The organism is Nocardia nova NBRC 15556, assembly GCF_001613005.1.
GTDB classification, from domain to species: Bacteria; Actinomycetota; Actinomycetes; order Mycobacteriales; family Mycobacteriaceae; genus Nocardia; species Nocardia nova.
The window spans coordinates 1-21,033 of the sequence record NZ_BDBN01000044.1; the positions used below are offsets into that span (position 1 = coordinate 1).

At 68.7% G+C, this 21,033-nt stretch carries 19 protein-coding genes; 11 read left to right on the top strand and 8 right to left on the bottom strand.

Annotation, left to right across the window (positions count from 1 at the left end):
• From NN2_RS18360 to NN2_RS18390, 7 genes are all read right to left on the bottom strand, one after another.
• Window positions 1-759, bottom strand: a 759-nt coding sequence (locus tag NN2_RS18360) for a Clp protease N-terminal domain-containing protein (RefSeq protein WP_156511368.1), incomplete at its 3' end; no start/stop codon positions are given.
• Between the two features lie 54 nt (window positions 760-813).
• Complete coding sequence (locus tag NN2_RS18365) at window positions 814-1,908, bottom strand: NAD(P)/FAD-dependent oxidoreductase (RefSeq protein ID WP_063015213.1); 1,095 nt, start codon at window positions 1,906-1,908, stop codon at window positions 814-816.
• An 82-nt stretch (window positions 1,909-1,990) separates the two neighbouring features.
• Entirely contained in the window at window positions 1,991-2,896 is a 906-nt protein-coding gene (locus tag NN2_RS18370; protein WP_063015214.1) for an RNA polymerase sigma-70 factor, read from the bottom strand.
• Window positions 2,897-3,039: 143 nt separating this feature from the next.
• Entirely contained in the window at window positions 3,040-3,468 is a 429-nt protein-coding gene (locus NN2_RS18375) for a hypothetical protein (RefSeq protein ID WP_063015215.1), read from the bottom strand.
• Window positions 3,469-3,613: 145 nt separating this feature from the next.
• Window positions 3,614-5,101 carry an ATP-binding protein gene (locus tag NN2_RS18380; protein ID WP_063015216.1) on the bottom strand — a complete coding sequence of 496 codons (1,488 nt, stop codon included), beginning with the start codon at window positions 5,099-5,101 and terminating at the stop codon, window positions 3,614-3,616.
• A 9-nt stretch (window positions 5,102-5,110) separates the two neighbouring features.
• A complete protein-coding gene (locus tag NN2_RS18385) occupies window positions 5,111-6,784 on the bottom strand; it encodes an NAD(P)/FAD-dependent oxidoreductase (protein WP_063015217.1) in 1,674 nt (557 codons plus the stop codon).
• A gap of 64 nt (window positions 6,785-6,848) precedes the next feature.
• Window positions 6,849-7,049, bottom strand: coding sequence for a hypothetical protein (locus tag NN2_RS18390; protein WP_063015218.1), 201 nt, complete (start codon window positions 7,047-7,049; stop codon window positions 6,849-6,851).
• Between the two features lie 247 nt (window positions 7,050-7,296).
• On the opposite strand from NN2_RS18390, the gene NN2_RS18395 reads away from it, so the two are divergent.
• Both NN2_RS18395 and NN2_RS18400 read left to right on the top strand, forming a co-directional pair.
• A complete protein-coding gene (locus tag NN2_RS18395; RefSeq protein ID WP_030516566.1) occupies window positions 7,297-7,746 on the top strand; it encodes an SRPBCC family protein in 450 nt (149 codons plus the stop codon).
• 52 nt (window positions 7,747-7,798) lie between these two features.
• A complete protein-coding gene (locus NN2_RS18400; RefSeq protein ID WP_063015219.1) occupies window positions 7,799-8,488 on the top strand; it encodes an SIMPL domain-containing protein in 690 nt (229 codons plus the stop codon).
• Window positions 8,489-8,524: 36 nt separating this feature from the next.
• On the opposite strand, the gene NN2_RS18405 is transcribed toward NN2_RS18400, so the two are convergent.
• The gene (locus tag NN2_RS18405; RefSeq protein WP_063015220.1) at window positions 8,525-9,553 is read right to left on the bottom strand and encodes a beta-ketoacyl-ACP synthase III; all 1,029 of its coding nucleotides are present in this window, start codon (window positions 9,551-9,553) and stop codon (window positions 8,525-8,527) included.
• A 321-nt stretch (window positions 9,554-9,874) separates the two neighbouring features.
• Here NN2_RS18405 and NN2_RS18410 point away from each other — a divergent pair, with 321 nt between their 5' ends.
• From NN2_RS18410 to NN2_RS18450, 9 genes are all read left to right on the top strand, one after another.
• Entirely contained in the window at window positions 9,875-10,147 is a 273-nt protein-coding gene (locus tag NN2_RS18410) for a GlsB/YeaQ/YmgE family stress response membrane protein (RefSeq protein ID WP_030516569.1), read from the top strand.
• 124 nt (window positions 10,148-10,271) lie between these two features.
• Window positions 10,272-10,991, top strand: coding sequence for a phosphatidylserine decarboxylase (locus tag NN2_RS18415; protein ID WP_030516570.1), 720 nt, complete (start codon window positions 10,272-10,274; stop codon window positions 10,989-10,991).
• The gene (locus NN2_RS18420) at window positions 10,988-11,896 is read left to right on the top strand and encodes a CDP-alcohol phosphatidyltransferase family protein (RefSeq protein ID WP_063015221.1); all 909 of its coding nucleotides are present in this window, start codon (window positions 10,988-10,990) and stop codon (window positions 11,894-11,896) included. Before NN2_RS18415 ends, NN2_RS18420 begins: the two co-directional genes overlap by 4 nt.
• Window positions 11,897-11,950: 54 nt before the next feature.
• A complete protein-coding gene (locus NN2_RS18425) occupies window positions 11,951-14,158 on the top strand; it encodes an AAA family ATPase (protein WP_227463082.1) in 2,208 nt (735 codons plus the stop codon).
• Between the two features lie 78 nt (window positions 14,159-14,236).
• Window positions 14,237-15,547: a hypothetical protein gene (locus NN2_RS18430; RefSeq protein ID WP_063015223.1), complete on the top strand. Its 1,311-nt coding sequence runs from the start codon at window positions 14,237-14,239 to the stop codon at window positions 15,545-15,547.
• 119 nt (window positions 15,548-15,666) lie between these two features.
• The gene (locus NN2_RS18435; protein WP_063015224.1) at window positions 15,667-18,507 is read left to right on the top strand and encodes a Na+/H+ antiporter subunit A; all 2,841 of its coding nucleotides are present in this window, start codon (window positions 15,667-15,669) and stop codon (window positions 18,505-18,507) included.
• On the top strand, window positions 18,504-18,887 hold the full coding sequence (locus NN2_RS18440; protein WP_063015225.1) for a Na(+)/H(+) antiporter subunit C: 384 nt from the start codon (window positions 18,504-18,506) through the stop codon (window positions 18,885-18,887). Before NN2_RS18435 ends, NN2_RS18440 begins: the two co-directional genes overlap by 4 nt.
• A complete protein-coding gene (locus tag NN2_RS18445; protein ID WP_030516576.1) occupies window positions 18,884-20,500 on the top strand; it encodes a Na+/H+ antiporter subunit D in 1,617 nt (538 codons plus the stop codon). Before NN2_RS18440 ends, NN2_RS18445 begins: the two co-directional genes overlap by 4 nt.
• Entirely contained in the window at window positions 20,497-21,012 is a 516-nt protein-coding gene (locus tag NN2_RS18450) for a Na+/H+ antiporter subunit E (protein ID WP_030516577.1), read from the top strand. Before NN2_RS18445 ends, NN2_RS18450 begins: the two co-directional genes overlap by 4 nt.
• Window positions 21,013-21,033: the final 21 nt, after the last annotated feature.

Here is a 21,033-nt window from a genome sequence, read left to right on the forward strand (position 1 = left end):
GGGTGGCGCGGGCGGAGCCGGCGCGGGCGGCGGCTGGGGTGCATCCACCGGATTCGGCGGCATGAACTGGGCGAGCTGGGCGACCAGATCGCGTTCGATATCAGTCTTGGTCAAGCCCAGTCCCGACAGCACGCCGCTGCCGTCCTCCTGCTCGAGCAGCGCGAGCAGGAGGTGTTCGGTGCCGATGTAGTTGTGGCCGAGCCGAAGCGCCTCGCGGAAGGTCAGCTCCAGCGTCTTGCGGGCGCTCGCGGTGTACGGGATGAGGGCGGGAACCTCGTCCACCGCCGCCGGCAGCGCCACTGTCGCCACCCGGCGCACCGCGTCCAGCGAGACTCCCTTGGCGACGATGGCGTGTGCGGCCAGCGCGCCCGGCTCACTGAGCAGTCCGAGCACCAGATGTTCGGGCTGGATCTCCGCGTTGCCCGCGCGCCGAGCCTCCTCCATGGAGGCCATCACCACATTGCGCGCGCGGGGCGTGAAGCGCGCGAACCCGGCATTCGGATCCATCGCGGGATCACCCGGTTTCGGCACGAAACGCTTCTGCGCGGCTTGTTTGGAGACGCCCATGCTCTGGCCGATATCGGTCCAGGAGGCGCCCGAGCGGCGGGCCTGGTCGACGAAGTGGCCGATCAGATGATCGGCCACCTCGCTCATATGTTCGGCGACCACGATGGCGTCGGACAGTTGTTCCAGGACGTCGTCGGGCCGGGCGCGTTTGATGCCTTCGATCAGATCGTCGAGGCGGATACGTTCGGTCATACGTCAACGCTAGGTTGACTGCCATATGTCAGTCAACCATTGGTTGACGACAATTCAGGGACGCGCCTGCATCGCCGCGCCGCGCACGATCATCTCCTTCACCACCGCAGCCGGACGACCGGTCAGGGCACGCGGCGTCGGGGCGTCGTCGGCGCGGACGAACTGCACGACCGCGTCGCGGCGCCCGAGACTGATGCACTGCAGGACGTAGCGGAAACGCAGATCGTCCGGCTCCGCGCCGCGCATCCGGGCGAGCGCCGACCGCGCGGCATGGGATCCGGTCGGCAGCGCCGTCGCACAGGCCATCCGCAGTTCGCGCCCGCCCGGTCCGGTGATCGCGGCGCAATCGCCCGCGGCGTAGATATGCGGGTCGGAGGTGCGCAGCGTGGCATCCACCAGGACGCGACCGCGCGCATCGACCGCCAGCCCGGCGCGGGCGGCGAGGTCGCTGGTGGTGAAACCCGTTGTCCACAAAACCGTTTCGGCGTCGATGTGGCCACCGTCGGCGAGCCGCACGCCGTCCGCCGCGACCTCGACGACCTTGGCGCCCGCGTGCACCTCGACGCCGAGCCGCTCCAGGGTGGCGGCGATATGCCGCTGCGCGCGATCGGAGAGCCAATAGCCCGGCTGCTCCGAACTCACCAGCGCCACCGACAGTTCCGGATGTGATTCGGCGAGCTCGGCCGCGGTCTCGATGCCGGTCGCACCGCCGCCGACCACCGCGACACGACCACGCAGCGGTGGCAGCGCGGCGATGTTCTCGAGTGTCGCGATCGGATGGGCGTGATCCCGCACGCCCGCAACGCTGTCGGTATCCGCGGCGCTGCCGAGGGTGTACACCAGCGTGTCGTAACCCAGCACCGAACCATCGGACATCGAAACCTCTTGTGCCGCAGTATCTATCGCGGTAACCCGGCCACGGACGAAATGGGCGCCCTTGCGTTCCAGCATGGTCCGCAGATCCCGGCGCGCGATCGTCTGCCCGGCGGCGAGCTGATGCAGCCGCACGCGCTCGACCATTTCCGCACGGCTGTCCACGACCGTGATCTGCGCGCCGCGGGATTTGCAGAGTCTGCCCGCCGCGGCCAGGCCGGCGTAGCCGGCGCCCAGCACGAGGATTCGGTGGGATGCGGTGTGATGTGCATTCATGGGTGACTCCTTTTCGAGGCCGACACCCTTCAGACCGGACAGCTCGCCGATCCCTGACAACGAGCTGCTGTGTTCCGCATCACTACCCGAGGCGATCGGCCTCCGCCGGCGCCGGGAAGCGACCGAAGTACGCGAGTTTGTCGGGATTCACCAGGATCCGGATCGCCGAGATCCGCTCACCGTCCACGTCGGCCGCGCCGATCAACAGCAGGTCACCGTGGACCCGGGCCACGGCGGCCGGTGCGCCGTTGACCTCCTCGATGCTCAGTTCGAGGTCCTCGACCTCGCGGTGGAACAGCCCGGCCAGATAGCGCGCCACCCGGGCCGCCCCGACCACGGGCCGGCGGGCCGCGCTCATCTTGCCGCCACCGTCGGCGACCGAGACGATATCGGCGGTGAACATCTGTTCCAGCGCAGCGATATCGCCGGCCCGGGCGGCCACGAGGAAGCGCTGGAACAGTTCCCGGGCGCGGGCGGGTTCGGCGTCGAACCGGGTGTGTTCACTGCGGACGTGCATGCGGGCACGGCGGTAGAGCTGCTGCGAATTCGCCTCCGACAACTCGAGCATGTCGGCGATCTCGCGATGGGCGTAACCGAAGGCCTCGCGCAGCACGAAAACGGCGCGTTCGGCGGGCGACAACCGTTCCAGTAGCGTCAGCATCGCCAGCGAGACGAGTTCGCGCTGCTCCGCGGATTCCATCGGACCGAGCTCGCCCCCGCCGGTCGGCACCGGTTCCGGCAGCCAGGGGCCGACATAGGTTTCGCGGCGTGTGCGCGCCGACTCCAGCCAGCTCCGGCACAGATTCACCACGACCGTGGTCAGCCAGGCCTCGGCGGACCGAATGTCGGCGCGCTCGGTGGCCTCCCAGCGCAGATAGGTCTCCTGGACGGCGTCTTCGGCCTCGCTCGCCGAGCCGAGCATGCGATAGGCGAGTGCGAACAGGCGGGAACGATGGCGTTGGAATTCGGCCAGACCCGTATCGTCCATCCGCTCCGCCCTCCAGTGCCGGCCCGGTGATCGAGGGCGAGACTACTCGCCGTCGGCCCCAGGGTCGCGTTTCGGCCAGGTGATGTGGGACAGCCGGGCTCGCTGGTCGGCGGCGGCGGGCCCAGCACAGGCCGGGCCCGGAGCTATTCCGTGACCATCCCGATGGCGACCGCGACGGGCTTGTCGGCCTCACTCTTGGACAGGCACACCAGTTTCGCGGTCCCCAGCGCCACATTCGGGCTGCCGTCGAACTTCGAGCCGGGGTTCTCCGCCAAAATGCGGTCCATCAGGGACTTTTCACCCTCGATATCGAGTTTGCGGAACTCGCCGCAGGTGGTCTGCGAGGCCGGGCCCAGTCCCGAGTTCTCCGGATGCGCGGTGGTGCCGGGCGCCTCGGTGGGCGTCGCCGGCGCGGGGGCGGTGGACGAGGCGGGGGCCGAGGCCGAGGTCGCGACGGCCGAGCCGTTTCTGCGCAGGCCGTTGGCATCGCTGGACGCATGGTCGCCGCCGCAGCCGGTGAGGCCGATGGTCAGTGCGCCCAGCGCGACGGCCGTCACGGTCAGTCGTTTCATCTCGTGCGTAACCCCCGAGTGGTCCGGCAACGCCGAATCTCCTCCGGCGCGCGCCGGATGCCTCCGGCGCGGCTCGCAGCGTACCGGCCACATCGGCCGTTGAAAACCCCCGCCTCGCGGCGGGGACCGGATCGAATTGCCGCCCTTACGATTCGGCCCCGGCGGCGGCCGAACCGCGTCCGGAGACCGCCTCCAGCGGCAACCGCACGATGAATCGGGTGTCACCCGGCGTGGACTCCACCCGGATATCGCCGCCGTGTTTGTTCACCACGATGCGGAACGAGATGTCGAGGCCGAGTCCGGTGCCCTCACCGACCGGTTTCGTGGTGAAGAAGGGCTCGAAGATCCTGTCCCGCAACGCCTCCGGGACACCCGGCCCGGTATCGCCGATCTCCACTGCGGCACAGTCGCTTTCCCGATAGGTACGAACCGTCAGCGTGCCGGACCCGTTCATCGCCGCCACCGCGTTGTCGATGAGGTTGGTCCACACCTGGTTCAATTCCGCTGCGTAGCAAGGGACCTCGGGCAGCGCGCGGTCGTACTCCTTGACGACCGAGATGTCGTCGCCGATCTTGCGGGCCAGCATCACCAGCGTGCTGTCGAGCAGCTCGTGGATGTCGACCACCTGGAACGGAGCCCGGTCCATCTGCGAATACTGCTTGGCCGCATGGACGAGCGAGGAGATGCGCCCGGTCGAATCGGTGATCTCGTTCATCAGCAATTCGGTTTCGACGGTGTAGTTCAGCCAGCGGATCGCGCCCTCGAAGACTCCGTCGTCGCAGTGTTCGAGAGTGCCCGCGACCTTCTCCAGCCAGTCGATGTCGAAGCCGGCCTGAACGAAGTTCGGGGCCAGATCCCAGCCGTTGGCGATGCCGTGATCGGCGAGCCAGTCACCGAGTTCGTCCTCGCGGTCGGCGGCCTCCATCGCGGTGAGGGTCGGCGCCTTGGCCACCTGGGTGGCGGCCTCCTCCTGAAGCTGCACCAGCGCCTCGAGCGCGGCGGAGTCGAACTTGCCGTGCGCCATCATCTTCAGCTTGTGCCGCATCCCGGCGACCCGATCCCGCAGCGAGGAGGTGGCCCGCACCGCGGCCGCCGCGGGATTGTTCAGCTCGTGGGTGAGACCGGCCGACAGCGAGCCCAGCGCCAGCAGTCGTTCCCGCCGGCCGATGATCTCGTTGGTGTTGCGATTGCCGAAGAACACGCCCTCCAGCAGATGCAGGGCCATCGGGAACCATTCCCGCATCATCCGCGCGAAGGTGTCCGCGTCCAGGACGAAGAACTTCGACGGTTTCGTCACCGTCAGCGAGCCGGTGTAGTTCTGGTCGGCCCGCTCACCCATATACGCGGTCCACGCGCCGGCGTACGAGCCGCGGTGGTCGGTGCGGACGAGTTCGAGATCCTCGCCGGCCGACAGTTTCGACAGCACGACCTCGCCGTCCATCAGGACGTAGAAGCAGGTCGCGGGCTCGCCCTCGCGGTAGACCGGACCCGGCTCGAAGTATTCGACCCGGCCCTCCCGGCAGAGCCAGGCCAGCTGCTCGTCGTCGAGCTTCTCGAACAGGAACAGGGTGCGCAATTCCACGGGATCGCACAGGGTCCGGGAGCCGGTGACCGTGCGGTTGTCGTCGCTCACGTGCGCCTCCTATTGTTTCGCGAGGTATCGGTGGACCAGCATGACCGCCATCGCACCCTCGCCGACAGCGGACGCGACCCGCTTCGCCGATTCGGAGCGCACATCGCCGGCGACGAAGACGCCCGGGATGCTGGTTTCGAGATGATGGGGCGGGCGGGGCAGTTCCCAGCCCGGCGGCCGGGAACCGTCGACCATCAGATCCGGTCCGGCCAGGACGTAGCCGGATTCGTCGCGGACGACGAGTCCGTCCAGCCAGTCCGTTTCGGGCGCCGCGCCGATGAACAGGAACAGCCGTTCGGCGTCGACCTTGTCCTCGGCGCCGGTCGCGTTGTTGCGCAACACGATTCGTTCCAGGTGATCGCTGCCGTCGGCGGCCACCACCTCGGTGTTGGTGTGCACCTTGATATTCGGCACGGCCTCGATCTGCTGGATCAGATAGTGCGACATCGACTGGTCCAGCGAACTGCCGCGCACCAGGATGTGCACCGTGCAGGCGTGCCGGGACAGGAAGACCGCGGCCTGGCCGGCCGAATTCGCCCCGCCGACGATGTAGACCTCGCGTTCGGCGCAGTCGGCCGCCTCGGTCATCGCCGAGCCGTAGTAGACGCCGCGGCCGGTGAAATCGTCGACGCCGGGCGCGGGGTGGTGCCGGTAGTTGACGCCCGTGGCGATGAGCACCGAGTGGGCGCTGACGCAGGAGCCGTCGGAGAAGAGCACCCGCCGCGCGGAACCGCACGCCTCCAGCCCGACCACCTCGCGGGCGGTGATGAGTTCGGCGCCGAATTTCACCGCCTGGCGCCGCGCCCGATCGGCGAGCTGGGCGCCCGAAAGCCCGTCCGGGAAGCCCAGATAATTCTCGATCCGGGAGCTCTGCCCGGCCTGCCCGCCGGTGGCGGTCCGCTCGACCAGGACGGTGCGCAGCCCCTCGGAGGCGCCGTACACGGCCGCGCCGAGTCCGGCGGGGCCGCCGCCGACCACGATCAGGTCGTAGAACTCACCACTCGGATTTGTGCTCAGGCCGACGCAGCCGGCGAGTTCGCTGTCCGACGGGGACAGCAGCACATTGCCGCTCGGATCGATCACCACAGGGCACTGCTCGGCATCGGCGCCGGCGGCCTCGAGCAGGCGTTGCCCCTCGGGATCGTCGGCGAGGTACCACCGGTACGGCAGCTGATTGCGGGCCAGGAATTCCCGCACCTCGGAACTGCGCGCCGACCAGCGGTGCCCGATCACCTTGGTCTCGTGCACCGGGCGGCGGTCGTCACCGCGCCACGATTCCAGCAGCGCGTCGACCACCGGATACAGCTTCTCTTCCGGCGGGTCCCAGGGTTTGAGCAGATAGTGGTCGAGATCGACCACATTGATCGCGTCGATGGCGGCATTGGTGTCCGCATATGCGGTCAGCAGCACCCGGCGCGCATAAGGGTGCAGATCGATCGCGTTCTCCAGAAATTGGATGCCGTCCATACCCGGCATTCGATAATCGGCGATCAGCACCGCGACCGGCTGGCCGCGCAATTTGAGTTCGCGCAGGACGTCGAGTGCCGAGGCACCGGATTCCGCGCGCATGATGCGATAGTCGGCTCCGTATCGCCGCCGCAGGTCGCGCACGACGGCCCGGGAGACGCCGGGGTCGTCGTCGACACTGAGAATTACCGGTTTGACGGCAGCTGGTGAAGTCACATCGAAAAGTATGAGCGCCCCGGCGGCGAGTTGCCGAGGATGTTCGCTACGGGCAGCACATCGATCACACCAGGCGGTGCTCGACGAGATCGAGTTCGCTCGGCGTCAGCAGCCGCTCGAGCCTTTCCTCCCGCTCGGCCAGATTGCGGCGCGATCGCCGGCTGTGATTGCGGAAGGGGACGACCACCGACGGCCCGGATTCCGAATCGGGAAGTAACGGAACCGATTCCGCCTGCCGACGATGGAGGATGGTTCGAATGTTCACGGCCGATCACCTCACAGGGACGTAGCAGCGTGTGCTCCGGTCGAATGCTTCGTTGCCTGCCGTAGTTGCCTATCCGCCATTGTGCGTCGTTTATTACGGCCGGCGAAACGGATCACATCAGAATGTGACCTAGCTGATCTTCAATGGAAAAGTGGTCTCCCTCACAGGGTCGCGGGTCCGGTTGCCACGTCTAGGATTACCGTTACCGACCGTCATAACCACACCCGTCACGATCTCGGAGGCAGCGTTGCCGAACACCCTGGAAGCCACCATCGACATTGCCGCCACGCCGGACAAGGTGTGGGCGGTCGTCTCCGATCTCGGGCGGATGCCGGAATTCAGCCCCACCACGTTGAAGATGATTCCGCTGGGCACGCCGCGCGCCGGCACGTGGACGGTGAATTTCAACAAGGTCGGCCGCAAGTACTACCCGACCACCTCACGCATCGTGCGTTACGAGCCCGATCAGGCCTTCGCGTTCCGGATGAACGAGAACGGCACGGTGTGGAGCTACACCCTCGAACCCACCGCGGCCGGCACGCGGGTGACCGAGCGCCGCGACGTGCCGAACGGGGTGCGCAAACCGGTGCGGTTGATGATCGACGCGCTCCTCGGCGGCGAGCAGCAGTTCGAGGCCGATCTGGTCGCCGGGATGAACGAAACCCTCGGCAAGATCAAGGCCGCGGCCGAGCGCTGACTCGGCGCGCCTTTGGCCCCACAGGCGGGTTCGACCGCGTAATTTGCCCGGTATGCGACGGATGACGGGCGTGTTGGCGGTACTCGTGGGAACCACCGTGCTGCTGAGCGGTTGTGGCAGTTCGGATTCGGGGACCTCACGCGAGGTGACGGTGGTCGGCACCGGTCAGGTGCGGGGAGCGCCGGACACCCTGAACGCCGACGTGGGTGTCGAAGTGACCGCGCCCGACGTGTCCACCGCCATCGCGAACGCCAACGGCAAGGCCGCGGCGATCACCGATGCGATGGTGAACGCGGGCGCCACACGCGAGGACATCCGGACCACCGATGTGTCGGTGCAGCCGCAGTACGGCCCCGACCACAACGTCACCGGGTACACCGCGACCAACACCGTGCACGTCGTGGTTCGCGATCTGTCCAAGGCCTCGGGCGTATTGGCGTCGGCGGTCGGGGCCGGCGGGAACGACACCCGCATCCGCGGCGTGTCGTTCGCGCTCGACGACAATTCGAAACTGCTGGCCGACGCCCGGGCCGGCGCCTTCGCCGACGCCAAGGCGCGCGCCAACCAGTACGCGGTGCTGTCGGGCCTGAAGTTGAAGGACGTGAAGACCATCAACGAGACCAGCAGCGGGGAATCGGCGCCGCCGCAGGCCAAGGCCCAATTCGCTACTCCGGACGTACCTTTGGAACCCGGTCGGCAGACGGTGACCTTCACGGTGACGGTCACCTGGACCATGGGCTGACGCGCGCCCGCCGGACGCCCGCGCAGTTCGACTCGGCTACTGCCAGTTCGGCAGTTTCGCAACCTGCGCCGCGTAGGACAGGCCCGCGCCGAAAGCGACCAGCAACGCCGCCGCACCGGGCTTGCTCTCGCCCGACCGCAGCATGGCCTCCATGGCCAGCGGAACCGAGGCGGCCGAGGTGTTGCCGGTCTCCTCGATGTCGTTGGCCAGTGCGCAATTGGCCGACAACTTCAGCTCGCGCGCCATGATCTCGATGATGCGGCCGTTGGCCTGGTGCGGAACCATCGCGTCGATATCGCCGGGGGTCAGGCCGGCCCGCTCGATCGCGTCCAGGCAGACCTTCTTCAGCGAATGGGCGGCCCAGCGGAAGACCGCGGTGCCCTCCATCGCCAGGTACGGGCGGACCGCGTCGGTGCCCTTCTCGTCGATCTCGCGGAAGAACTCCATCCAGTCCTTGTCCTGGCGGATCGCGTGATGCTGTTCGCCGTCCGAACCCCAGACGGTGGGGCCGATGCCCGGCTCGTCGGACGGGCCGACGATCACGGCACCCGCACCGTCGGCGAACAGGAAGGCGGTGCCGCGGTCGGCCGGGTTGAACGTGTCCGTGAGCCGCTCGACGCCGATCACCAGCACGTGGCCCGCTGTGCCACCCTTGACCAGATCCGAGGCCACGCCCAGCGCATGGCAGAAGCCCGCGCACCCGGCGGAGATGTCGAATGCGGCCGGATTGTTCATCCCGAGTTCGGTGGCGATCTGCGGGGCGGCCGCCGGGGTCAGCAGCAGCCAGGTCGAGGTCGCGACGATGACGCAGTCGACCTGCTCGGCAGTGATCCCCGCGGCGGCCATGGCATCGCGCGCCGCGGCGGCGCTCATGGCGATGATGGTCTCGGATTCGGAGGCGAACCGCCGGGTCCGGATGCCCGAGCGGGTGCGAATCCATTCGTCGCTGGATTCGATCGGTCCGGCGACTTCCTCATTGGTCACGACCCGGGCGGGGCGGTACACACCGAGCCCGAGCATCGCCGTGTGCTCCACCCCGGTGACTTGGGCGAGTCGAGCAGCCATCGCGCATCTCCTATGTACCTGCCGGCGGGCCGGAGAACCGGAAATTTGCCCCGGTCCGGGCGCCACCCGCTATCGAACATTCCTTCATCGGGCCTCGGAGGCCGACGCGCTCGTCGTTCGCGAACCGACGGTTCGACCCGACGAGTCCGAGTGCTACGTGCGCGTAGACATGAGGCCCCCTCATATTAATAGGAATGCTAATCCCCACGGTGGGTATTGTCACAATCGATTCGTGTAGAACCGGCTCGCAGACTGGTTCCGATACCGAACCGTGGCGAGGCGACGACGGCAATTTCCGACGAGTTTCCCTGGAGGACACCAATGCTCGGTCTCGGAATCATCGGCTGGATCATCATCGGCGGCCTGGCGGGCTGGATCGCCAGCAAGATCATGGGCACCGACGCCCAGCAGGGCATCCTGCTCAATATCGTCGTGGGGGTGATCGGCGGCCTGATCGGCGGTTTCATCCTGCGGCTGTTCGGCGTCGACGTGCACAGCGGCGGCTTCTTCTTCAGCTTCCTCACCTGCCTGGGCGGAGCGGTGATCCTGCTGTGGCTGGTGCGGCTGGCCACGGGGCGCAAAGCCGCGCGCTGACGGCATCCGGCGGCGAGTACGCCCGATCGGGACCACGCCACGGTGATGCCGTGTCCCGTAAGGTGTGAGCGCGGTCCCGGAAGCTCTGCGGACCGAATGTCATCCGCGCACGAAAGAGGAGTCCGTGGCCCGCCGCCCCACCCCGCCCGGTACGCCCGAACGTACCGGGCTCGGTCATGTCGCCGACCTGGTCAAAGCAGCGATTCCGCCGCTGCATCCCGCCGGCCTGCCCTTCGTGGCCGCGCCGCTGGCGGTGGCGGTTCTCGGCGGGCGGCGCCGTCGCTGGCTGCGCCGCACCGGGCTGACCGCGGCCGCGGCCTCGGCGGCCTTCTTCCGGCATCCGCACCGGGTGCCGCCGAATCGGGCGAATATCGTCGTCGCCCCGGCCGACGGTGAGATCGCACTCGTCGATACCGCGGTGCCGCCGGCCGAGCTGAACCTCGGCGACACCCCGCTGCCCCGGGTGAGCATCTTCCTGTCGGTGCTCGACGTGCACGTGCAGCGCACCCCGGTTTCGGGCACCGTGCGCACCATCGCCTACCAGCGTGGTCAATTCCGCTCGGCGGATCTGCCGGAGGCCAGTTCGGTGAACGAGCGCAACAGCATGGTGCTCGAGACCGCCTCCGGTCAGCTGGTGACGGTCGTCCAGATCGCCGGACTGCTGGCACGGCGCATCGTCTGCGACGCCAAGGTCGGCGACGCGTTGAGCATCGGCGAGACCTACGGTCTGATCCGGTTCGGGTCGCGGGTCGACACCTACTTCCCGGCCGGCACCCGGCTGCTGGTCGAGCCCGGACAGCGCACGATCGGCGCGGAAACGGTGCTGGCCGAACTGCTGCCATGATCGAGAACACCGTGACCGAACCGGGTCGCCGCCGCCGCACGATTCGCCTGCTGCCGAGCATCGTGACGATCCTGGCGCTGTGTGCCGGACTGTCGGCGGTGAAATTCGCACTCGACGGCTCCCTCGACATCGCCCTGGCGATGATCGGCGCGGCCGCCGTCCTCGACACCCTCGACGGCCGGCTGGCCCGGATGCTGTCGGCGACCACCAAGATCGGCGCCGAACTGGATTCGCTGGCCGATGCCATCTCCTTCGGCGTCGCACCGGCCCTGGTGCTGTACGTGACCTTCCTGCGCCAGGACAGCGCGGGCTGGATCATCGCGCTGATCTACGCGGTGAGCATCGTGCTGCGGCTGGCCCGGTTCAACACGATCATGGACGACGACACCCGGCCCGACTGGGAGCGCGAATACTTCACCGGCGTTCCCGCGCCGGCGGCGGCGTTGATCGCGCTGCTGCCGATCGCGCTGCACAGCCAGTTCGGCGAGGGATGGTGGAACAACTTCCCGATGGTGGCGGCGTGGACCGTGTTCGCGGCGCTGCTCGCGGTCAGCACGATCCCCACGCTGGCGATGAAGTCGGTGTCGGTCGCGCCGCAGGCGGCCGCACTGTTGCTGGTCCTGGTCGCGCTGGCCGCGGCCGCCCTGGTCACCTATCCGCTGATCCTGCTGATGGTGCTGATCGGGCTGTATCTGGTGCACATCCCGTTCGCGTGGCGCTCGCAGCGCTGGGTGGCGGCGCGGCCGGAGACCTGGCATCACAAACCGGCCGAACGTCGTGCGCAGCGGCGTGCGGCCCGGCGGATGCCGCCGATCGGCGAGGGTGCGCGGCTGCGGCTGCGGCGGCCGCCGGGCATTCGCGAATCGTCGGCGCGGTTGCGGTTGCGCAGGCCGGGCGGGCGCTGAGCGGGAGAGCTCGATCCACACGGCCGCTACCGCGCCGCGGGCACAATGGCAGACGTGCCTGAATTGTCGCTGACCGCCCGACTCAACCGCTCGGCCGCCGACGCCCGCCGCGGCGTGGTTCGCCTGCATTCCGAGGCGCTCGCGGCCCTGGGATTGCGGGAGTGGGACGGAATCAGCGTGATCGGCTCCCGGCGCACGGCCGCGGTGGTCGGCCGGGCGCCCGCCGATACACCCGCCGGAATCGCCCTGCTCGACGATGTGACGCTGTCCAATGCCGGGGTGCGCGAGGACGGCGCGGTGGTCGTGGCCCCGGTGACGGTGTACGGGGCCCGGCACATCTCGGTGACCGGTTCGGTCGCGGCGATGGGCGCGATCGCGGAATCCACGCTGCGGCAGGCGCTGCTCGGCAAGGTCGTCACCGTCGGTGACGCGGTATCGCTGCTGCCCCGCGATCTGGGGCCGGGCACCAGCTCCGCCGCCGCGACACAAGCGCTCTCGCGCACCTTCGCGATCGCCTGGACCTCGGAACTGCTGACCGTGACCACCACCGATCCCACCGGCGGCCCGGTGAGCGTGCAGCCCAACAGCGCGGTCGTGTGGGGCGCCGCGGCCCCGGCGGCGGACGCCTCCCACGATCCCCGGGGCGCGCTGGCGCCGAATCGTCCCGGCAGCCGGATGCTGGTGCGCGAGCGTCCCTCGGCCGTCCCGGTGGCGGATCTGGCCGGGGTGCGCGCGCCCGCGGCGAAACTGTCGGAATGGCTGAGCCTGGCGCTCGACGAACCCGAACTCCTGCGGACCCTCGGCGCCCCGCCGCATCTGGGCGTGCTGATCACCGGGCCCGCCGGCGCCGGCAAAGCCACCCTGGCACGCGCGGTGTCGACACCGCGGCGCATCGTGGAACTGGACGGCCCGACCGTCGGCGCGTCCGAGAGCGGCACCCGGTTGCGCGAGGTGGGGCTCGCGGTCTCGGAGGTCTGCTCCGGCGCGGGTGGTGTCCTGCTGATCACCGATATCGACGCCCTGCTTCCCGAGCAGCCGGAGCCCGTGGCGACGCTCATTCTGGATCAACTGCGCGCCGCGGTGGCCACGGCCGGAGTGGCCTTCCTGGCCACCACCTCTCATCCCACCGCGGTCGACAGCCGGCTACGGGCACCGGATCTCTGTGATCGCGAAGTGGCGCTGACGCTGCCGACCGCCGCGGTCCGCACGGAACTGCTGCAACAACTGCTGCGCAAGGTACCGACCGAGGATCTCGATCTCGACGAGATCGCCTCGCGCACACCGGGATTCGTCGTCTCGGACCTCGCGGCGCTGTGCCGGGAGGCGGCGCTGCGGGCGGCCTCGCGGGCCAGCCGCGATCACGCCGAGCCGAAGTTGATGCAGGCGGATCTGGTCGGCGCGCTGGAGGTGATCCGGCCGCTCTCGCGTTCGGGTACGGAGGAACTGGCGATCGGCAGCCTGAGCCTCGACGACGTCGGCGATATGACCGAGACCAAACAGGCGCTCACCGAGGCGGTGCTGTGGCCGCTGCGGCATCCGGATTCGTTCGCGCGCCTGGGTATCGACCCGCCGCGCGGAGTGCTGCTGTACGGACCGCCGGGTTGCGGGAAGACGTTCCTGGTGCGCGCGCTGGCCGGAAGTGGGCAGCTCAGCGTGCATACGGTCAAGGGCGCCGAACTGATGGACAAATGGGTCGGCTCCTCCGAGCGCGCGGTACGCGAACTGTTCCAGCGAGCCCGCGATTCCGCTCCCTCGCTGATCTTCCTCGACGAGATCGACGCCCTCGCCCCGCGACGCGGCCAGAGCACGGACTCCGGCGTCGGCGACCGGGTGGTCGCGGCGCTGCTCACCGAACTGGACGGGGTGGAACCGCTGCGCGATGTGGTGGTGGTCGGCGCCACCAACCGGCCCGAATTGATCGACCCCGCGCTGCTGCGTCCGGGCCGGTTGGAGCGGCTGGTCTTCGTCCCGCCGCCGGACGCCGCGGCCCGGGCCGAAATCCTGCGCACCGCAAGCCGTTCCGTGCCGCTGAGCGACGATGTGGACCTCGCCGCACTGGCCGCCGACCTGGACGGCTACTCGGCGGCCGACTGCGCGGCACTGCTGCGCGAGGCCGCGATGGCCGCGATGCGCCGCGATGTGGATGCCGCCGCGCTCGGCGCCGCGGATCTGGCGACGGCCCGCGGCAGTGTGCGGCCCTCCCTCGACGCCGATCAGGTCGAGGCGCTGCGGCAGTACGCCGGCAAGCGCGCGACACTCTGATTCGCCGCGCCTCCGACCGGCGCGCCCGATCCGGCAGGTCTGCCCCGGTTCCACCCCGTTCGCAGGTATTTTCGGCTGGTGCGCACGCACCACGCGGTTCTGGAGATGATCACGGCGGCCCTGGCCACCCTGGTCGCCGGGCTGTCGTTGCTGCTGCCCAACGGCTTCCGCTGGGCCTCGCAGACCTCGGTGCTGCAACTGGATATGCTCGCCGCCAGCCAGCCGCGGGCCATCGCCGTGGGCGCCATCGTGGCGCTGATCGTGGCCGTCTTCGCCACCACCGTCAACCATGCCCTGGTCGCCTGGGGCACGGCGCTGTGCGGGGTGGCGACCATGCTGCTGGCTCATCTGCTGGCCGAGAGCGGCGACCAGAGCATCGCGCCGGCCACGCTGAATTATCTGGAGGCGCTGGCGGGCGGAATTCTGCTGGGCGGAATCGCGGTCGCGGTGCTGCGCGGCTGGCTGCAGGTGTTCGGCTGGACCCTGGGCGCGCTCGCGGCTGTGGTCTTCGGCCAGCTCGGTTCGACCTCGACGGGAACAGTGCAGAACGGAGCGATGGGCGCGCCGGGCTGGTCGACGACCACGCTGCCGCCGCTGTGGTTGATCGTGATCACACTGGTCCTCGTGATCGCCGGCATGGTCGTCAATCGCAACCAGGACACCGTCGAGCGCCGCTCGGTCGAATTACCGATGGCGCCGATCGTCGCGGGACTGGTCTTCGTGATCGTCGAGGTGTTCGGTGCGGAATGGCTTGCCCGCCACGCCGAGAGCACGGGACATATCGTCACCGCCGCGGTGCTGACGGTGGCCGCGGCCGTGGTGGCGGCCGTGCTGCTGCCCCGGCGCGACGGTGTGCTGATCCTGCTGGCGGTCGCTCTGGCCGCGGTCGGCGGCGCGCTGATTCCGGCGCGGCTGCCGCTGTGGTCGGTCGCCCCCTTGGTGCTGCTGATCGCGCTGGGATTGATCGCGGGTTTCCGGCGTCCGCTGCCGATGCTCGCGGTCGTGGTGCTGGCCGCGATGGCGCTGTACTGCGCGTTGGTCACCGGACATCGGATCGACGGTGGCGTGCAGGCGGCGGTGTTGAGCGGGCTCCTGGCTGTGGTGGGCGGCTACAGCTTCGGCAGTGCCGCACCGCGCTACAACCCGACCCGGGTGCTGGGTGTGGCGATCGTGTTCGTGCCGTCGGTGATCACCGCGCTGCGCGACCGCCTCGGCCGGCAGCAGTGTGTCTCGGACCTCGGCCGGTGGTACCTGTGCCCGGCTCCGTCGATGGCCTCGCCCGCGCCGTTCTGGACCGCGCTGGGCATCACCGCCGGGTGCGCGGCGGGCCTGTTCGCCCTGCGCTATTGGCGCAAGCCGACCACCACCGAATCGGTAGCCGATATATAGCCATCGTCTCTGGAAGGTCGCGCTCCGGACCGCGCCGGATCCGGCCGTGACCACTGAAGCCCGGAGTCAGCAGTAGGATCGGGGCGCCACCACCCCGCCGCCGACCGACGGAGTGACGTTTGCTCGCCATCCTGCTAGCCCATGCCTGTGCCGCCCTGCTCGCACCGCTCGCTGTGCGTGTATGGGGAAGGCGCGGGTTCTACCCGATCGCCCTGGCGCCGCTGGCCGGGCTGGTATGGGTCATCGCGAACTGGAACAGCGACGCCGAGGTCCGGATCGCCTGGGCGCCGGAAATCCACATGAATCTGGATCTGCGTCTGGACAGCCTCGCCTCCATCATGTCGGTGCTGGTCCTGGGCGTGGGCGCGCTGGTTTTGGCCTATTGCGCCGAATATTTCGACGACGACGACCGAGCCCGCCTGGGTATCTTCGCCGGCTATCTGGTGGCCTTCGCCGGGGCCATGTTCGGGCTCGTCGTCAGCGACAACATGCTGGTGCTGTTCACCTTCTGGGAGCTCACCACGGTGCTGTCGTTCCTGCTGGTGGGCCATCACGCCGAACAGAGCACCGGCCGTCGCGCGGCGCTGCAGGCGCTGCTGGTCACGGCAGCGGGCGGCTTGGCGATGCTGGTCGGCCTGGTGCTGCTCGGGCAGCGCTGCGACAGCTATCTGCTCTCCGATGTGGTGGCGCGGGCCGATCCGCACGACTGGTCGACCAATGTCGCGGTGGTGCTGATCCTGATCGGCGCGTTGAGCAAATCGGCGATCGTGCCACTGCACTTCTGGCTGCCCGGCGCGATGATCGCACCCACCCCGGTGAGCGCCTACCTGCACGCCGCCGCGATGGTGAAGGCCGGTATCTACCTGGTGGCGCGACTCGCCCCGGGCCTGTCCGAGGCACCGGTGTGGCATCCGATCGTGCTGACCCTCGGCATCCTGTCGATGCTGCTCGCCGGTCTGCGATCGCTGCAGGTCTACGACCTGAAACTGGTGCTCGCCTTCGGCACCGTGAGCCAGCTCGGATTCCTGCTGGTCCTGGTCGGCACCGGCACCCCGGAGGCGGCGCTGGCCGGTGCGGCGTTGCTGGTCGCGCACGCGCTGTTCAAGGGATGTCTGTTCATGGTGGTCGGCGTCATCGATCACAGCGCCGGCACCCGCGATCTGCGCCGGCTCTCCGGCATCGGGCGGCGCGCGCCGGTCCTGTGCGCGGTCGCGGCGCTCGCCGCGTTGAGCATGGCCGCGATTCCGCCGCTGTTCGGATTCGTCGGAAAGGAAAGCGCTTTCGCCGCCGAACTCGACGCGGGCAATCTGAACCCACCGGTTCGGATCGCCGTCGCGATCGGCATCGTGCTCGGGTCGATGTTCACCGTCGGCTACAGCGCGCGCATGGTCTGGGGCGCGTTCGGTACGAAACGCGCCTCCGAGGGTGTGCCGGAGCCGGAGCCGCCCTGGCATCGCCCGAGTGCGCTGTTCGTGGCGCCGCCGGCCGTGCTGGCCGTGGCCTCGCTGGCCGCGGGTCTCGCCTCGCCCTGGATGGACCGGCTGCTCTCGCCCTACGCCCGCACCCTCGGGCCGCTGGAGGCGCATCTGGGGTTGTGGCACGGCTGGGGCACCCCGCTCACCCTCACCCTGATCGCCATCGCCTGCGGTCTGGTGCTGTTCGAGATCCGCGACCGGATCGGCGAATCGGTGAATCCGCGCCTCGGCAACGCCGACCGGGTCTACGACGCCGTACTGCGCGCGATGGATCAGCTGTCGCTGCGGATGACCGGTGCCACCCAGCGTGGTTCGCTGCCGCTGAATCAGGGGCTGATCCTGATCACGGTCGTGGCGTTGCCGTTGGTCCTGTTGTTCATCGGCGCGCGTTCGCGCATCTCCGTGCGGGCGTGGGATTCCTCACTACAGCTGGTGATCGCGTTGGTGATGGCCGCGATGGCGCTGGGCGCCACCATCATGCGCAACCGCCTCGCCAGCGTGCTGCTCGTCGGGGTCACCGGCTACGGCTGCGGTGTGATCTTCGCCCTGCACGGCGCGCCGGATCTCGCCCTCACCCAGTTCCTGGTCGAGACACTGACGTTGGTGATCTTCGTGCTGGTGCTGCGGAAGTTCTCCGCCGAGATCGAACCCAGCCGCACCGCCGCCCTCAAGGTGCGCCGCGCCATCCTGTCCGCGGCGGTCGGAGCGGCGGTGGTGATCGTGGCGGCCTTCGCCACCGCGGCCCGCAGCACCGAACCGATCTGGCATCGAATCCCGCCCGCCGCATACAGTTTCGGCGGCGGGAAGAACGCGGTGAACGTGCTGCTCGTCGACATCCGGGCGTGGGACACCCTCGGCGAGATCTCGGTGCTGGTGGTCGCGGCCACCGGTGTCGCCTCGCTGATGTTCCGCAGCCGCCGGTTCGGCACCCTGCCGCGCGTCTCCGACGCCCCCGGCTACACCCCCGACCCGGATCGGGCCTACTGGTTGCGCGCCAGTCCGCTCGTCGCCCCGCGGGACCGGTCGATGGTGATGGCGATGACCACCCGGATGCTGTTCCCGACCATGATGGTGCTGTCGGCGTATTTCTTCTTCGCCGGCCACAATGCGCCGGGCGGCGGCTTCGCGGGCGGTCTCACCGCCGGATTGGCCCTGGTCATGCGCTATCTCGCCGGTGGCCGCTACGAGCTGGCCGAGGCGCTGCCGGTCGACGCCGGGCATGTGCTGGGCGCCGGACTGGTGCTGTCGGCGGGCACCGCGACCGGATCGCTGCTGCTGGGCGCGCCACCGCTGTCCTCGGCCATCATCGAGGTCACCCTGCCGGTGCTCGGACATGTCAAATTCGTCACCGCGATGCTGTTCGACCTGGGCGTGTACCTGATCGTGGTGGGTCTGGTCCTGGACGTGCTGCGCAGCCTCGGCGCCCGCCTCGATATCGAATTCCTGGACGGCACAACGTCTTCGACGAAGGGAGGGATGCGATGAGCGCGAATATCACCATGCTGGCCCTGATCGGGATCATGGTCGCCTGCGGGGTGTATCTGGTGCTCGAACGCGCGGTGTCGAAGATGCTGCTGGGGCTGATCCTGTTCGGCAATGCGGTGAACCTGCTGATCCTCACCATGAGCGGTCCGGATGGACGGCCGCCGATCCTCGGCGAATCGGACCGGCGCCATCACGACCCGGCCGATCCGCTCGCGCAGGCGATGATTCTCACCTCGATCGTCATCACGATGGGTTTGGCGGCATTCGTTCTCGCCCTGGCCTATCGGGCCTTCGCGCTGACCACCACGGAACAGGTCGAGGACGACCCCGAGGACGTGAAGGTCGCCGCGCAGCGCGAGGGCGAGGATCCCGAACAATGAGCCTGTCCCCCGGTCTGCTCCCCGCCCTTTGCCCGCTCCCGGTGCTGATCCCGCTGCTCACCGCGGCCGCGACCCTGATCGTCGGTCGCAAAGCGCGCGTGCAGCAGGCGATTTCGATCGCGGCGCTGACGGTGGTGGTCGCGATCTCCGGGGTGCTGCTGTATCTGGCCGACCGCGACGGTATGGGCGCGGTGCAGGTCGGCCGCTGGGAGACGCCGATCGGCATCACACTGGTGGTCGACCGGCTCTCGGCGGGCATGCTGCTGGTGTCGTCGATCGTGCTGCTCGCGGTGTTGATCTTCGCGGTCGGGCAGGGTATCAGCGACGGCACCGAACGCCAGCCCACCTCGATCTTCCAGCCGACGTATCTGATTCTGAGCGCGGGTGTTTCGCTCGCCTTCCTGGCCGGTGACCTGTTCAATCTGTTCGTCGGATTCGAGGTGTTGCTGGCCGCGTCGTTCGTCCTGCTCACGCTGGGCGCGAGCGCCGACCGGGTCCGGGCCGGGGTGTCGTATGTGATGGTGTCGATGGTGTCGTCGCTGATCTTCCTCACCGGCATCGCACTGGCGTACGCGGCGACGGGCACCCTGAATCTGGCCGACATGTCGGTGCGGATGGGCACGGTGCCGCTGGGCGTGCGCAGTGCGATCTGCGCGGTGCTGCTGGTGGCGTTCGGCATCAAGGCAGCGGTGTTCCCGCTGTCGAACTGGTTGCCGGATTCGTATCCGACCGCCCCCGCACCCGTCACCGCGGTCTTCGCGGGTCTGCTGACGAAAGTCGGTGTGTACGCCATCATCCGGGTGCACGCGTTGCTGCTGCCGGCCGGCACCTTCGACAACGTGCTGCTCGTGTGCGGTCTGCTCACCATGGTGATCGGCATCCTGGGTGCGATCGCGCAGAGCGATATCAAACGTCTGCTGTCGTTCACCCTGGTCAGCCATATCGGCTATCTGATGTTCGGGGTGGGGCTGGGTTCGGTCGGCGGCACCACCGGCACGGTTTTCTATGTGGTGCACCACATTCTGGTCCAGACCACCCTGTTCCTGGTGGTGGGCCTGATCGAGCGGCAGGCCGGGTCGGCGTCGCTGAGCCGATTGGGCGGATTGCTGGCGGCGAGTCCGGCGCTGGCCCTGCTGTTCGGCATTCCGGCGCTCAATCTCGGTGGTATTCCGCCGTTCTCCGGATATATCGGCAAGGTGCGGCTGTTGCAGGCGGGCGCCGCCGACGGGAGCGTGCTGGCCTGGATGCTGATCGCCGGAGCGGTGACGACCAGCCTGCTCACGCTGTACGTCATGGCGCGGGTGTGGAGCAAAGCGTTCTGGCGCCCGCGCGTACAGGCCCCGGAGGGTGAACTGGCCGATGCCGCCCCCTCGGCGCTGATCGACGAATCCACCGATGTGCTGTTCGACGACCGCGTCGACCCCGGCCGCATGCCCCGGCTGATGGTGGCCCCGACGGCGGCGTTGATCGTGGTCGCGCTCGCGCTGACGGTATTCGCCGGGCCGATCCTGGGCATCTGCCAACGCGCGGCCGAAGATCTCAACGATCCGCACCGATATCTGGGCACCGTGCTCGGCCCGCCGGAGACGTGGCAGTCGGGAGGAAACCGATGACGCGGGAACGACTGGTTCGCATCGGCGTGCTGATCTGGCTGGCCGTCCTCTACACCGCGCTGTGGGGTAATGCCAGTGTCGCCAATCTGCTCGCCGGGCTGGTGGTCGGCATCCTGATCATGGTGCTGCTGCCGCTGCCCCGGGTTCCGGTCAACGGCGGGCTGCGGGTGTTGCCACTGATCGAATTGGTCGTACTCACCGCCTATTACGCGATCGAATCCAGTCTTCAGATCGCGTGGTTCGCGGTGCGGCCCGCCGGTGCGCCGGTCTCGGGGGTGCTGCGGGTGCGACTCGCGATCGACTCGGATCTGGTGATGGTGCTGTGCGCCGATGTGCTCAATCTGATTCCCGGCACGATGGTGCTGGAACTGGATCGGGTGGCCGGGGTCGCGTGGGTGCACGTACTCGATGTCGGCAGCGACGACGCGGTCGAGAAGTTCTACTACATCACCCGCCGGTTGGAAGGCCTGCTGATCAGGTCCTTCGAAGGCAACAAACAGGAGGCGGCGTGAGCGACCATCGCGTAGCGGCTC

What these genes read in the sequence shown, in the direction of transcription:
- NN2_RS18445 (WP_030516576.1), top strand. Translation starts at nt 18,884, where the DNA reads ATGAGCCTGTCCCCCGGTCTGCTCCCCGCCCTTTGCCCGCTCCCGGTG.
- NN2_RS18450 (WP_030516577.1), top strand. Translation starts at nt 20,497, where the DNA reads ATGACGCGGGAACGACTGGTTCGCATCGGCGTGCTGATCTGGCTGGCC.
- NN2_RS18420 (WP_063015221.1), top strand. Translation starts at nt 10,988, where the DNA reads ATGATCGAGAACACCGTGACCGAACCGGGTCGCCGCCGCCGCACGATT.
- NN2_RS18375 (WP_063015215.1), bottom strand. Translation starts at nt 3,468, where the DNA reads ATGAAACGACTGACCGTGACGGCCGTCGCGCTGGGCGCACTGACCATC.
- NN2_RS18440 (WP_063015225.1), top strand. Translation starts at nt 18,504, where the DNA reads ATGAGCGCGAATATCACCATGCTGGCCCTGATCGGGATCATGGTCGCC.
- NN2_RS18405 (WP_063015220.1), bottom strand. Translation starts at nt 9,553, where the DNA reads ATGGCTGCTCGACTCGCCCAAGTCACCGGGGTGGAGCACACGGCGATG.
- NN2_RS18370 (WP_063015214.1), bottom strand. Translation starts at nt 2,896, where the DNA reads ATGGACGATACGGGTCTGGCCGAATTCCAACGCCATCGTTCCCGCCTG.
- NN2_RS18365 (WP_063015213.1), bottom strand. Translation starts at nt 1,908, where the DNA reads ATGAATGCACATCACACCGCATCCCACCGAATCCTCGTGCTGGGCGCC.
- NN2_RS18400 (WP_063015219.1), top strand. Translation starts at nt 7,799, where the DNA reads ATGCGACGGATGACGGGCGTGTTGGCGGTACTCGTGGGAACCACCGTG.
- NN2_RS18410 (WP_030516569.1), top strand. Translation starts at nt 9,875, where the DNA reads ATGCTCGGTCTCGGAATCATCGGCTGGATCATCATCGGCGGCCTGGCG.